Genomic DNA, 13,813 nt, shown 5'->3' with positions numbered 1-13,813 from the left:
ACCTGATCGAGACTGGAGTCAATACTGGAGTCTTCACATTAGAGTTAAAGTTACCAGCAGTGCAAAGAACTGATGGTAAGCCACTCGCTGATGGCGATGTTATAAAGGTAGAATGGAAAGATAATCTCTTCGACCCACCAACGACCGTCTCTGCTACTACAACGATAGGTGTGATTACAGCTAAAATCACATTCGATCGAGATGTATATCCAGTAACGGCTGGTGATAGAGTTAAGGTTAAAATCACTATAGATGATCCTGATGAGAATGTAGATGCTAGAATCGCTGAAACTATAATTGTAGGTGATCATCGTGATGAATATATTGTGATTAGAGCTGCAGATGGTACAATCTTACAATCTATAGCTAACTTTACTGCAGGAAGGAGGGTCTTATTCACCGAGACCGGTATAAATACTGGAATCTTCACAGCTACAATTGATGTGGATCAATCACGTCCAGCAGCAGACCGTCAATGGATCAATGCTAAGCTCAAGATCGTCTATTATGATGAGACAGCTGGCAAGACCGTTGATAAAGAAGTTATCTTCCAAAACTCAGATACACTCATATCTGTTGATAAAGCAATAGCACGTTATGGAGAGACATTTAAAGTTACTGTAAATGATCCTGATAGGAACTTAGACTCTGAGAAGAGAGAGAACGATACAGTAAAAGTTTATGTGGTATGGACAGATAGAGTAGGTGCCAACGCAACAGCAATTTCCAAAGATGCTGAAGAAACAGGACCAAATACTGGAGTCTTCGTGGCAGAGTTTAAGGTTGGCGAAACTGTAGGTGGTGTTAGCTTCAGACCGAAGCCAGGCTCTAATTTGGAGATCAGAGTATTCGATAGAACACCGATAGGCCTTACTCCAGCCAAGGTTGCATGGCCTACCGATTGGACGGAGTGGAGTAGAAGGGTAGCTTTAGTTAGGGTACCATCACACACAGGGACTCTAACCCTATCGGCGACTGAGATAGGGCCTGGAGGTATAATCACAATAACATTAAGAGATCCCGATGAGAATGTCGATATAGCTACAAAGGATGTTATAGATGGTAGGGGTGGTAGAGGCTCCATCAGAGTGAAGACAGACTCAGACCCAATGGGTTACACTATGTATATAGAGGAGACGGGTATCACCACAAACGTCTTTGAAAGGAAGATCAAAGTGATACCCAGAGAGCTAACAGCAGCAGAGCAAAGAGCTACCGATCCTACTGTAACAGCGCAGATTTACGGAAGGCCCGGTGATAAAATGTCGATAACCTATGTTGATAGAGAGGATGCTACAGGAGCTGCAACAACATTGACGAGAGAAGTAGCTATAAAGAGCTGGGATCCAGTAATCACATTCGAAAAGGCTACTTACATGCCCGGTGACCTATTAAGGGTCTTCATCACAGATCCCGATGCTAATAAAGATCCAGATACCATCGATGTTATACCCAGCCCATCACCGATCGAGACTGGCAAGATAATACAGAAGCTCATTATAACATCTACCAGCGATCCGATAGGTGTTTCACTATCGGCTGTCGAGACTGATAAGAATAGTGGAAGGTTCGTGGCTCAAATACCATTGAGTGGTGAAGCTGGTATTACAGGCACACTTTACGTAAGGATTGGTGATACAGTTACCATCCACTACAAAGATGAGTTCCCAGTAGATTGGGTGACAAGGATAGGTGCAGCAGAGGATAAGGCTAAGACATTTACAGCTAGTGTGGTAATAAGGTCACCGATACCAACGATAGAGCGAGTACCCGCAAGCACACCCGAGCTCGTAGATGCTACTGGTGCACCGATTACTACACCAAAGGTCGGTCAACTCTGCGTAGTAAGGGCTAAAGTTACGAATAGGGATGTCGTTCCCAACACCTTCACATACATCGTACAAGTCAAAGATGCAGCGGGTGTAGTAATTTATATCGCATGGATTCAAGATATTACCTTAGCCCCAGGCGCATCGGCAACACCAGGTATCACATGGATACCGCCAAGGGCTGGTAGCTACACCGTCGAAGTTTACGTATGGGAGAGTCTAGAGAAGCCAGTGGCGCTATCACCCGTCTTCTCCAAGACCATAACTGTAACGTGAGGTACGTGAAAAATGGCCTCCCCCCTATTTTTTACCAATAGAGCGGCACTATCGATAATCATCGTACTTATACTAACATCGGCAATATCGCCAGCATTCGCTGAAGTTATCAAAGTAGCGACTGATAAGGATACTTACGTGTTAGGTGAGCCGATCCTTATATCAGGTACAGCAACACCCAACAGTGCGGTAACTATAAGGCTCTTCAATCCCGCTGGTGTCTTAGTAGCTCTGGACCAGGTGATGGCCGATACAACAGGTGCCTATGCTACAAGAATCATTACATCAAAAGCCTGGGTTGAAGGTATCTATACTTTAAGGGCCTTCGACTCGATGACTGGGCTCACAGCGGAGAAGAAGATCAACCTCATAAAGGAGATTGTACCACCGAAGCCACCAGTACCAGAAGTTACGCTTCAAGTGAGTATCAGTGTGCCATCGGTATTCGCCCCGGGCGATACGGTTAGGGCCTATGTATTATTCACATTCGCAGGCAAGGCGGTAGATCCCACGATCACAACGGCTACAGTCGTCGATCCAAGAGGTGCGAAGATCGATGTGAAGCCCACCATCAGGAAGGTCGAGACGGGCTGGTACTACCTAGAGTATAGGGTTACATTGACGGGAATTCATGCTATCCTAGTCTCTGCAACGGCTGAAGGTACCGATGGCAATGGCCAGGCGACATTCCAAGTAATGCCAAAGTTAGCTACTACAGATGATATTACTCGATTAGAGAAGGCCGTTACCGATAGTAGAGATGCGATTTCGAAGAAGTTGGATGATGTATCGAAGGCTTTGACAGATTCGCTAAGGGCTACCGAAACGAGGATTACAACATCTCTAGGTGATGCACAAAGGGCTATAGTGAAGGCTGTGGATGATTCAAGGGCAGCGATTACAGGTGCGGTATCATCGGCTCAAGCTGCGATTAGTGGTGCTGTCTCAGGGATTAAAACTGACGTTGGTGGATTGAAGGGTACACTCGACTCGATAAGTGCTGGTGTATCATCAGCAACGACATTCATACTGGTTGTAGCAGCGCTCGTAGTCATCACGCTAGTCTTAGAGTTAGTGATACTTGTAAGGAGGCTCCGTTAAGGGCCTTCTCCCCACTTTATTTTTTATCATTTAAATTAAACTAACTCATCTAACTATCTATCTAATATGAAGATTTTTATCTACGATGAGTTATAGAATTTTAAGAATGCTTACTCGAAGAGGATTTTTCAACCGCATCTTTAAAATTCTCATCGTTGCTGCTGCAATTGGTTTAGGAGGCTACTACACAGGTCTGCTTACTCTACAAGAGAGGAATGTTTCTCAGAATCGAGGCTCCACTCCTGAAGAACGTACTGAAGAGAAAAAGCAGGGCATGAACGTTGATGGTCAAGAGCGAATCACACCATCCGAGATTGGAGAGGTATCTACTATTAGAGGCCAACTCCGACTGACTATGAAGGCTCCATTGAGGATAAAGGAAGGTCAACCGTTGAACGTAATTCTTGAATTGGCCAATATCGGGGATGAAGCCGTCACCATTCTATACACATCGGGGCAGAAATCGGACTTTGTCGTTTACAAAGATGGTGATGAAGTTTATCGATGGTCCTCAGATAAGCTATTCATCCAAGCCATCATCGAAAAGACCCTACAGCCAGGTCAGAGTATCATCGATGCACTCTCATCGAGCCCTAAAACCTTTTCAAGAGGCTCCTATACTCTAATCGGTGAATCGAAGGCTCTTCTCAAAGGGTGCTATACACCAAGGTGCAAAGAATCATCTCTATTTCTGAAAACACCTCCCTTACACTTCGAAGTCATACCCGCTTTATAAGTATCTACGATTTTGGTCCTTTAAGGCATTAGAAAGTAACCCTATACTATACCAAAAATCTTAAATCTCTACTACCATTCTTTTGAAATATAATGATTCATGAGAGAGCATATTTGATAGTAATCCTTATCACGATTACGCTTAGCATAGTAATCTTTGGCGGATATTTTATAACCGATAAGGTTATGGGCGATGAGCGTATATATGCTACACAAGCTCATGATCTATACGCTAAAGGTACCTTCCCACGTATCTACCCTCTTCTTTCTCTATTGACCGCTACTTCTTTAGGTTTATTGGGTGTGACAAAGTATGGCTATCTGCTCATACCTTACATATCGACCAGTTTAACAGTCTTTCTTGTATACTTCTTATCGAAGTACCTTCATGCCGATCATAAAAGGGCTTTGGTGCATTCATTACTTGTGGCATCCAATCCAGTGGTAATCTGGTTATCCTCAAAAGTGATGACAGAAACGTTATTTATGTTACTTCTTACTCTATCCATATATTTCTTAATCAGGGGCAAGGGTGCGCAGGATACCTTTATCTCGGCAGTCTTTGCATTTTTAGCTTATACAACAAGATACGCAGGTATTCTCCTAATACTTTCTACATTCCTTTATTTGTTCATCTCAAGAAGTTTGAGGGTTACCTGCGTATACCTCTCTATAATCCCTCTTTTAATAGTTTATTGGATCTTTAACAATGTTTTCTTCGGTACGTACATTCCGACTGAAGAGTATTCCCTTTCGGTCATCGACATTACAAAGCTCACAAACCTTTCACTTCCTCTTCTATCTTCAATAGCGGTTAAGGTTATAATGGGAGTGGCACTTATACTGGGCTATGCAACACCAGTCTTTCATTCAACCATCAAGGCTTTTCTTTCGAAGAAGACGATCATGCCTGGAAGTCTCTCCAAGGAAAAGAAATTCCTTATCTTATTCATCTTACTCTATATAATAATACATCTGGGGTACTTTGCTCTAATCTCTATATCGACTGGACAAGCCTGGTCTGCAGATCACTTTGCACGTTATATCGTACCTATTCTACCTATCCTTATACTCTATACAGAAATTCCCAAATCTAAATTCATTAGCCACCTAGTAATGCTCGGAAGTACGTCTTTAGGTATGGTCTTGGGCTTTCTACTGATCGAATATTCAGATGCCCATGCTCTAAACAGAATGGAGTGGGGGGCTTTCTTGAATTCTATACGATCTAGAAGTTAGATCATATCACGCATTAAGAACGTCAAGGCGGTCGTAAAATTACATTTTGCCACATTCTAAAAAGAAAAAAATCTTTTGAAGAATTTGAAATCTTTCTGTTCTTAGAATGAGATCTTAACATATAGACTCAGAACCATTCTTTGTAAATTGAATGTCCAAACCCCCGCCCTCTTCGATAAAGAGCTCCTCCAACGTTTGGGCCTTTCTCGTTAGCACGTATCTACCATCCATCAGCTTCATCACGATCGCTGGCTTCGTCTGGCAGTGGAATGGCATATTGAAGACTATCGAGTATGCACCTACATTGTAAAATACGACCAATTTGCCACATTCGATCCCCGATAGGTTCGATGATGGAGGGACTACAAATACATCGTAAGTATCACATAATCTGCCCACGACATTTACCTTTACATTATCGTCTTTAACGAATGATTTAGGGATTGTATCTAAAGGATAAGGTTGGCGGAGTAGTGCAGCATCAAGGAGGAGGTGGTAGCCAGCATCCAAAAATGCGTACCTTTGATTCGCATATTCTTTTACATTCACCACTTTCGATATGAGTACACAGGCCTCTGCAGATAGGTACCTTCCACTCTCTACGATCAAATCGAATTTACACTTTAAATTACTCAACATGCGGTTCAACCGCTCCGCCACCAATGAACCGATCTGGTAAGGTGTAGGGACCGGTTCATCGTAGAAGACTGGAGTACCTCCACCAATATCTATAGAGTTGACACTTAAGTCTGGATACGTCTTTCTCATCTTCAGTATGAAATTCTCTAATTTATCTAGAGCGTTGATGTAGCAGGTGGGATCGGTGATCTGTGAACCTAGGTGGAAGTGGAACCCTTCAAATTTTAAATGTGGTGTAGAAAGGATCTTCTTCAATAAGCATTTTGCGCTATCTAATGAACTCGTATTAAATGGTACACCGAACTTACCATACCTGTAGGATGCCCTTACCTCGGCCTTCACCCCTACTTCTGGATTGACACGGATGAGCACTCTTGGTTGCACATTTAATGTGCTAGAAGCTTCGATCAGATTCGATAGACCATTGTAGGAGCTTACAACGATCGTAGATACACCCTTCTTCAATACTTCACTATATTCATCCCTCTCCTCCGTGACACTTGTGTAAATCACATTTTCAAATCTCCCACCACACCTCGAATAAAAGTACAATTCGCCGATCGAAGTAATATCAAAAAGTATATTCTCCGAAATGAAGACTTTGAGCACTCCGGGATTAAAATTCGCCTTCATAGAATATGCGATCTTGACAGAACCCATAAAGTTGTTATAGGCTGATTTAAGCTCATTCAACTTTCTCCGAAGTGTCACTTCATCTATTACATAAAGAGGTGTGCCGTACTGTTTTGCCAACTGCTCGATTTCACTATCAGATAGGATACGTTTTGCAACCTGTGTTTCCAATAGTGGTGAATAATTTAATTCAGCCATCTTTTATTTATTACAAAAAGCTTCACAAAATTTGCTTAAAAACATTTCGATTCAAATATTTATTACCATCGATCAAAAAAGTGTAAAGAATAAATGCAAACCTTTTGCAACCTCAATTTTCTAACATCGTCTAGATAATCTGAATAAATCGTTCGATTCATCCTATCGATACACTCGATTCGTTGATAGATTAAGATGATTAAGGTAATTAAAAGTAATTAAAGGTGATGAAACTTCAATCCTCTAACTAAGCCCCTCGCTAGCTAATACTTCTTCTTGAACAATCCTCCTCGAGCCGTTCTTCAATTATTGCTGATTACTTACGCCCTATCGTTATCTCGATCGTAGATACATTTCTAACGTTATCCCCGGTCCCTACCTTCTCTGTATCGATCTTGATACTCTTCACTTCATACGCATTATTGCCCAACCTTTTTGTTACGATCTGGGCCACATCGACAGCTCTCGATATGACCATACCTCTTGCTTTTAAGACGACTTCATCGCTCTGTGCCAACTGAATCAATGAAGATAGCGCATAGCTCATGAGCGATTTCTTCCCTATGAATATATGATTGGGGGGCGAAGTCCTTACTGGCTTCTTTTTTTCAGCTACTTCTTGAGCCTTAGCCTGTCCTTCTGCTGGTTTATTGACATTAGACAATTAAGACTCCATTAAAGAAGTTTAAGACTCTCTATATAAACTTATTTTTACAAATTACAACGTTACCTAAAGTAATACATCGATGGGTATATCTTGATAAGTCCCATCGGGGAGTGTGCGACGGATCGATATCGGTAAAGCTCTTGATTCGAGTTCGGCTATCGCCAAACTTATCGGATCCTTTATATGTGGCGGGATCGGTATGAAAGGCGGTGCTCCGAGTGCGAGTTGAAGGGCCCTTGCTCCAATGATTCTTGCCCTTTCAAAACGTGTTAACTTTTTAGGTCCGATTTTAACTTGAAACTCTTGAACAGTCTCCATATCTCTTCCCTCTCTCTTTAAATTACTCTCAACTATACTCTCCTCCTTTAAATTTAAAGTTTTATTCATGTAGCGAGACCCTCCTAACTCTCCTAAGGATATAAAAAGAGTGGATGGTTAGGAAATAAAGGTTGCGATCTAGATTTAAAATTTAAAAGGCTCGAGCGATCATCATCTTTATGGTTGATCTCTTATTCAAAAGTTAGTATTCAGATCGAAGTTTTAAGAAAGGGTGTGGCCAAAGGATACTTCTTTAAGCACCTCGCCCCTATCACCGTGAATCAACTGATAAGGAGTATGCCCTTGGAAGGGAGGGTCAGTAAATTTGAAGATAGCTTTGTATACTTCATATCTGGATTAACGGTTGGATCGGAGAAGGCCCGTACATCATTTAAGAGAGGTGAGATCGCATTCCTCCCTCTTAATGGGAGTGTATGCTTCTTCCTTAAAGATACGGTCGTGTCAAGAGGGATGAACCCTCTGGGTAAAGTCGATTCGGGGATAGAGGTACTTGAAGGGGCTGGGCCTGGTGATGTAATATCGATACGAATACTTGAGTAAGTATTTATCTAAGAATATTCCTTCTATCAAGATGAGTGGTGCTGAATAAGGGTGGGAATGTGAAGTTCAAGGTCACCATTCAAAAATCGATGATCTTTGAAATCAAGAATCTTGAATTAAAGGATAAGGGTGAAGATGAAATTCGTGAAATCGTGAAGAATGCTGTACTAAATGAGGTGTGGCCATTCAAACCGGATGAGATTAAAGTTGAGAAGTTATAGGTTCACTTCTACCTTAGAGCGATACAAACCATACAAACCATACTTTTAAGTGATCGTTGTCAACGCATATACGTAATGGCCACTGTACCCTCCAACCTTCTTTAATAGACCTTTCGACTCCATCATTTTAATTAACATGGAAGCTACCGATGGTGTCACCCCTAGACTCTTCGCGGCATTGTAAAGGGTTATAGCCTTCAGTGGGTTAAGGGCTTTAATTATATCATCTTCGTTAAGTTTAATAGTTAAAGATTTCGAACTCTTAGATTGTTGTGTAACTCGAGGAGCTTCTTTTTTAGTAGCTTCTTTTTTAGTAGCCTCTCTTAACTGAGCCTTCTCCATTTGGGCTAACGGTCTCTTTTTAGTGCCACCCATACCGATCATTTATGATAGATGAACGAATATAAGTATTTTTTGGAGTGAAATATCGAACGATGTTATGCTACGTAGATGAAACTACGATATCAGAATGGCAATTAACCCTACTACATAATTTAAAAGATCCTTTTATAAATTCGTGATCTTTTTAAATTTGTTGGAAGGTGGTGCCTTGGATTATTCGATCATAACAGAAGTTTGTGAAGCCCTGAGCCAGACTACGAAGAGGCTTGAATTGACGAACATACTCGTAGATCTATTTAAAAGAACGCCCAAAGAGCTCGTGGATAAAGTCATCTATTTAATACAAGGTAAAATCTACCCGGATTATGTAGGTATCGAGATTGGAGTGGCCGATAAATTAGCCATTAAAGCCCTCTCCATGGTCTCTGGGATGAATCAAGATAAGATCATAGAAATCTTTCAGAAACTCGGTGATATCGGGTTGGTCGCTGAGAATATTCTGAAGAATAAGGTTCAGACGACCCTCTTCTCTACACCATTGACGGTAGAGGATGTTTATGCAACATTCGAGAGAATGGCGAAGAGTGTGGGCGAAGGCTCTATAGAGATTAAACTTCGAAATCTATCACGCCTATTGAACGATGCGACACCCTTAGAGGCTAAGTATATTATGAAGATGGTTACAGGTAGGCTTCGCTTAGGCATTGCTGATTATACCGTGCTAGATGCTTTAGCGATCGCTTATACTGGTGATAAAGCGAATAGACCGATCCTAGAAAGGGCTTACAATCTCTCCAGCGATCTCGGTCTAGTTGCGAAGACCGCAGCTTTAAAAGGTCTTGAAGGGTTAAAAGAGTTTAAGGTTCAGATAGGGCGGCCTATAAGACCTATGTTAGCTGAGAGGTTGGAGAGTGCTGAAGAGATTCTGAAGAAGTTAGAAGGCAAGGCTGCGGCTGAGTATAAACTCGATGGTGAACGTCTACAGATTCATAAGCAAGGTGATCGAGTAATACTCTTCTCGAGGAGGTTGGAGAATATCACAAACCATTATCCAGATGCCATTCAATTGGTGAATGAGAATGTTAAGGTGAATGAAGGGATTTTGGAGGCCGAAGTCGTCGCGATAAATGTAGATACTGGTGAATATCTACCTTTCCAGGAGTTGATGCACCGTAGAAGGAAGTATGGTATAGAGGAGGCGATGAAGCAATACCCCATCGCACTCAACTTCTTCGATCTGCTCTACGTGGATGGTGAAGAGTATATAACGAAGCCCTACGTGGAGAGGAGGAAGAGGTTGGAAGAGGTTATCGTAGAGACGGATAGGGTGAAGATCGTTCCTACGATCATCGCTACAAAGCCCGATGAGATCGAAAGGTTCATGGAGCAGGCTATAACCGATGGTTGTGAAGGCCTCGTCATCAAAGATCTGGATAGCCTTTACCGTGCGGGTGCGAGGGAGTTCGCCTGGATAAAATTAAAGAGGGAGTATAGGGCTGGGTTGACCGATACGATCGATCTAGTTATAGTCGGTGCCTTTTATGGAAAGGGGAGGAGGGCGGGAAAGTATGGTACCTTTCTTCTCGCTGCATACGATAAAGAAGTAGATGTCTTTAGAACTGCGTGCAAGATCGGTACGGGGTTTACCGATGAAGATTTAGAATACTTCCCAAAACTCCTCGAACCTTACAAAATCCCTCATAAGCATCCGAGGGTCGATTCGAGGATCGATGCCGATGTATGGTTCGTACCGAAGATAGTGATTGAAACTATCGCTGCCGAAATTACTCTGAGCCCGATACATACGTGTGGTATCGATAGAATTAGGAAAGGTAGTGGTCTAGCCTTAAGATTCCCCAAGTATACTGGCCGGTTAAGGGATGATAAGAGCCCTGAAGATGCTACGACTGTCGATGAGATCGTCGAATTGTATCGTAAACAATTAAAGAAGATCGAGGAAGAGCCCTTAGAATGAATCATCAATTTTAAAGGATTTTTTAGAAAGCTATTCTACTCAAAATTTTCCTCCTCTCTACAAAAGATAAACATTTTAAGTAATATCTGCTAATTTATTATAAGGATAAGGTTCAGTGATCGACTTTGTTCAGTGGTGAATTAGAAACACAGGCACGAAGAAAGACTCTATCGATACTCCAAGACGAATCTAGGCGTGTGTTGGATGCTATTCGTGACCTCGCTCTAGCCTACTCTTCCTTCACAAATCGCGATGAAAAACTCCTCGCTGAAATAAAGGATAGGATGACGAAGGCTGAGGAGGATGTCGAATCGTTCAGAAGGGCCTTGACGAGAGAAGTTGCTGAGATAGGGAGTATGATGATGAATCGAGAAGATCTCTTAAGGACTGCCTACAATATCGAAGAGGTGGTATCATATATCGGTGGTGCATTCTTCAGATTGACTCAATTAAAGCCCACCATTCTGACCGAAAGTAAGTTAAAGGATGAGCTTCAAGAGATAATCGATCTGACGGTCGAGGCTGTTCAAAGGCTAAATAAATTGATTCAGGCTTTAGTCATAAACCCATCGGCCGTCATCGAATTGGCGAATGAGGTGCAAAAGATCGAGCGCCAAATGGATGCTAAATATAGAGCCACCATTACGAAGGCTTTGAATAGCGTTAATGATATAAGAGGTTTGATTATGCTAAAGGATATCATCGAGCATATGGAAGCTATATGTGACACGTGCTTCCGCGCTGCAGATTCGGCTACTATACTCGCATTGGGCCTTTAATAAGTGGTTGAAATGGGCGTTATTCGTGGAGAGTTGGTGGAGAATCGTATCATAATCTGGAATATCGAAGATGCAAGGGCCCTCTTTAAAGAGGGCTTTTATGGTAAGCCCCTCGGTATACCAAAGCCAAAGAATGCAGATTTTCAAGTACCTTTAATTCTCGACCTGATCGAAGGCTTTTATCTAACGAAGATCGGTAGGCTTAAGGTTTATAGAGCCAATTCGAAGAAGGAACTCTCTCTTAATGCCATTGAAAGGATTTGTAATAAAGAGTATGTGAATTTTAAAGAGAAGTTGTTGGTATATGAGGAGTTAAGAAAGGCAGGTTATGTAGTAACGCCCGGTATCAAATTTGGTTGTGACTTTGCCGTTTATGAATATGGACCCGGTATCGATCACGCTCCATACTTGATAGAAGTTGTAAAGCCCGATCATAAGATATCTGCCACTGGGATCGTTCTATCTGGCAGATTGGCTACTACTGTAAGAAAGCAGTTCATCATGGCCATCAGTGATGTGAAGAATAGGAAGGTTAAATTTATATCATTCGATTGTTGGAGGGCATAACATAAGATAGAGATAAAATCGGGTCGAGGCTATTCGCTCTTACCTTTACTTCTGTACCATTTACAGATCGATGTTAAAGAACAGATATCACATCTGGGCTTTATAGGTTGGCATATTCTCTGCCCGAACTTTACGAAGAGCTCATTGATCTGGATCCAATATTCTCGCTTCACCTTCTCCATCAATTGATACTCGGTCTCTTCGGGCACCTTTGAATCTACCAAACCTAGCCTATTCGCAATTCGATGGACATGTGTATCTACCGGTATCGCTGGCTTACCAAAACCATATACCAAGACACAATTTGCTGTCTTTCTACCTACCGATGGTAATGTGAGTAGATCTTCGATACTACTTGGAACTTTACCACCAAAGTTCTTAACGATCATCTGAGCAACCTCTTTGATCCTCCTCGCTTTGACCCTGTAAAAACCGGCAGGCTTGATCAACCTCTCAATATCCCTCTCATCTGCTTGAGATAATTCATAGGCATCCTTGTATCTACTGAAGAGCCTTTTACTAGCCTCTCTTGTGATTTCATCCTTCGTTCTTGATGAGATTATAGTGGATATTAATACTTGAAATGGGTCCCTTTTTTGACTTACCCACTCAAGGGTAGATACATCTTCTCCAACCATCTTCGCCATACTTTCTAAGATTCGCTCTATATCCACACCAAATACAGTTACAAAACCTTCATTAAAGTATTATCGAATCCTGTTGGTAGATGTTATCTTTAGATACTTCTGACATTTCTATCCTACTACATTATCAAAGGTCGAAGGATTCTATACTCGGATGAAGTCTTTAATAAGGTTCAGAGGTTTTTTCCCAAAAAGTAATTTAACTACCTGTTTGTAAGGATGTTGGATAGGATTTTGGAGATCTTAACCGCATTGATACTCACAATCCTGGCTGTATTGATCGGTACCTTCTCATCTATTGTGGGTGTGGGTGGTGGTTTTATAATAATTCCACTACTCATCCTCGTTTATAATTTAAAAGCCCACGTAGCCATGGGGACGAGCCTCACGACCGTATTATTCACAGCCATCTCAGCTACTATCGTTTACCTTAAGCAGAGAAGGATCGATTGGAAGCTCGGTATCATCACCGTGCTTCTAACTATACCAACATCTTATATGGGTGCTTACTCTACCAAATTCTTTGAATCAAAAGTGTTAAGTGGTATCTTTGGCATCGCTTTAGCGTTGATAGGCTTAAGGATGATTTTAGGGTCTGGCCTTCTTTATAGGCGAAAAGAGAGTGATGAGGGAACGATTGCAAAGTTGAGTAGCTCACAAAAAGGTTGGTATCGCAAGTTAGTGGATGCTTCGGGTTCTGTATTCGAATATCGCATACGTACAATTCCAGGATTTTTGTTACTCCCTCTATGCGGATTCGTGGCAAGCTTTCTTGGTGTAGCTGGGGGAATAATCATAGTGCCGGTATACGTACTTGTGATGAAGGTTCCCATACATTTGGCCACGGCGACTTCGCTATTTACAATAATCTTCACCAGCATCTCAGGGGCTTATGCACACCTCTTACTCGGTAATATATCGTTAGAGTATGCGATCCCTCTGATAATCGGTACGGTTACAGGTGCTCAGATCGGTACTCGAATCGCTAAAAGGTTAAAAAGTAAATTAATACAATTTATATTTGGATTGCTGATGATCAGTGTAGGTATATTCATGGCGGTAACGAGGTTACTGATGTAATCATTTTAA

General features: G+C 41.8%; 15 protein-coding genes. 10 read left to right on the top strand and 5 right to left on the bottom strand.

What is annotated here, in order from left to right:
* The 4 genes from NZ896_04720 to NZ896_04705 form a co-directional block, all read left to right on the top strand.
* Positions 1-2,105: hypothetical protein (locus NZ896_04720; protein MCS7116758.1), on the top strand; the 2,105-nt coding region annotated here is incomplete at its 5' end.
* Positions 2,106-2,117: 12 nt separating this feature from the next.
* Positions 2,118-3,206, top strand: a complete 1,089-nt coding sequence (locus NZ896_04715) for a hypothetical protein (protein MCS7116757.1) — start codon at positions 2,118-2,120, stop codon at positions 3,204-3,206.
* A gap of 85 nt (positions 3,207-3,291) precedes the next feature.
* The gene (locus NZ896_04710) at positions 3,292-3,942 is read left to right on the top strand and encodes a BsuPI-related putative proteinase inhibitor (GenBank protein ID MCS7116756.1); all 651 of its coding nucleotides are present in this window, start codon (positions 3,292-3,294) and stop codon (positions 3,940-3,942) included.
* A 113-nt stretch (positions 3,943-4,055) separates the two neighbouring features.
* Positions 4,056-5,180: a glycosyltransferase family 39 protein gene (locus tag NZ896_04705; protein MCS7116755.1), complete on the top strand. Its 1,125-nt coding sequence runs from the start codon at positions 4,056-4,058 to the stop codon at positions 5,178-5,180.
* 114 nt (positions 5,181-5,294) lie between these two features.
* Here NZ896_04705 and NZ896_04700 read toward each other — a convergent pair whose 3' ends face one another.
* The 3 genes from NZ896_04700 to NZ896_04690 form a co-directional block, all read right to left on the bottom strand.
* Positions 5,295-6,650, bottom strand: a complete 1,356-nt coding sequence (locus NZ896_04700) for a hypothetical protein (GenBank protein ID MCS7116754.1) — start codon at positions 6,648-6,650, stop codon at positions 5,295-5,297.
* A gap of 316 nt (positions 6,651-6,966) precedes the next feature.
* The gene (locus NZ896_04695) at positions 6,967-7,314 is read right to left on the bottom strand and encodes a DNA-binding protein (protein MCS7116753.1); all 348 of its coding nucleotides are present in this window, start codon (positions 7,312-7,314) and stop codon (positions 6,967-6,969) included.
* A gap of 66 nt (positions 7,315-7,380) precedes the next feature.
* A complete protein-coding gene (locus NZ896_04690; protein MCS7116752.1) occupies positions 7,381-7,704 on the bottom strand; it encodes a DNA-directed RNA polymerase subunit K in 324 nt (107 codons plus the stop codon).
* A 114-nt stretch (positions 7,705-7,818) separates the two neighbouring features.
* Between NZ896_04690 and NZ896_04685 the strand changes: the two genes are divergently transcribed.
* Entirely contained in the window at positions 7,819-8,196 is a 378-nt protein-coding gene (locus NZ896_04685) for a cyclophilin-like fold protein (GenBank protein ID MCS7116751.1), read from the top strand.
* Between the two features lie 59 nt (positions 8,197-8,255).
* Complete coding sequence (locus NZ896_04680) at positions 8,256-8,417, top strand: hypothetical protein (protein ID MCS7116750.1); 162 nt, start codon at positions 8,256-8,258, stop codon at positions 8,415-8,417.
* A 45-nt stretch (positions 8,418-8,462) separates the two neighbouring features.
* Here the strand turns inward: NZ896_04680 and NZ896_04675 are convergent, their stop codons facing one another.
* Positions 8,463-8,792, bottom strand: coding sequence for a 40S ribosomal protein S25 (locus NZ896_04675; protein ID MCS7116749.1), 330 nt, complete (start codon positions 8,790-8,792; stop codon positions 8,463-8,465).
* 175 nt (positions 8,793-8,967) lie between these two features.
* Between NZ896_04675 and NZ896_04670 the strand changes: the two genes are divergently transcribed.
* The 3 genes from NZ896_04670 to endA all read left to right on the top strand — a co-directional run bounded on the left by NZ896_04670 (position 8,968) and on the right by endA (position 12,080).
* Complete coding sequence (locus tag NZ896_04670; protein MCS7116748.1) at positions 8,968-10,734, top strand: ATP-dependent DNA ligase; 1,767 nt, start codon at positions 8,968-8,970, stop codon at positions 10,732-10,734.
* A gap of 125 nt (positions 10,735-10,859) precedes the next feature.
* Positions 10,860-11,513, top strand: coding sequence for a DUF47 domain-containing protein (locus NZ896_04665; protein MCS7116747.1), 654 nt, complete (start codon positions 10,860-10,862; stop codon positions 11,511-11,513).
* Between the two features lie 12 nt (positions 11,514-11,525).
* Positions 11,526-12,080, top strand: coding sequence for a tRNA-intron lyase (gene endA, locus NZ896_04660; GenBank protein MCS7116746.1), 555 nt, complete (start codon positions 11,526-11,528; stop codon positions 12,078-12,080).
* A gap of 29 nt (positions 12,081-12,109) precedes the next feature.
* Here the strand turns inward: endA and NZ896_04655 are convergent, their stop codons facing one another.
* Entirely contained in the window at positions 12,110-12,754 is a 645-nt protein-coding gene (locus NZ896_04655) for an endonuclease III (GenBank protein MCS7116745.1), read from the bottom strand.
* A gap of 189 nt (positions 12,755-12,943) precedes the next feature.
* Here NZ896_04655 and NZ896_04650 point away from each other — a divergent pair, with 189 nt between their 5' ends.
* Complete coding sequence (locus tag NZ896_04650; GenBank protein MCS7116744.1) at positions 12,944-13,804, top strand: sulfite exporter TauE/SafE family protein; 861 nt, start codon at positions 12,944-12,946, stop codon at positions 13,802-13,804.
* The last annotated feature ends 9 nt before the right edge of the window (positions 13,805-13,813 follow it).

The organism is Nitrososphaerales archaeon, assembly GCA_025058425.1.
GTDB lineage: Archaea > Thermoproteota > Nitrososphaeria > Nitrososphaerales > JANXEG01 > JANXEG01.
The sequence above is the reverse complement of the archived record's forward strand: the minus strand, read 5'-3'. Positions and strand labels throughout refer to the sequence as shown.

Bases quoted from the DNA above. Each gene is read 5' to 3' on its own strand.
- NZ896_04715 (MCS7116757.1), top strand. From the start codon at position 2,118: ATGGCCTCCCCCCTATTTTTTACCAATAGAGCGGCACTATCGATAATC.
- NZ896_04710 (MCS7116756.1), top strand. From the start codon at position 3,292: ATGAGTTATAGAATTTTAAGAATGCTTACTCGAAGAGGATTTTTCAAC.
- NZ896_04700 (MCS7116754.1), bottom strand. From the start codon at position 6,650: ATGGCTGAATTAAATTATTCACCACTATTGGAAACACAGGTTGCAAAA.
- NZ896_04690 (MCS7116752.1), bottom strand. From the start codon at position 7,704: ATGAATAAAACTTTAAATTTAAAGGAGGAGAGTATAGTTGAGAGTAAT.
- NZ896_04675 (MCS7116749.1), bottom strand. From the start codon at position 8,792: ATGGGTGGCACTAAAAAGAGACCGTTAGCCCAAATGGAGAAGGCTCAG.
- endA (MCS7116746.1), top strand. From the start codon at position 11,526: ATGGGCGTTATTCGTGGAGAGTTGGTGGAGAATCGTATCATAATCTGG.
- NZ896_04650 (MCS7116744.1), top strand. From the start codon at position 12,944: ATGTTGGATAGGATTTTGGAGATCTTAACCGCATTGATACTCACAATC.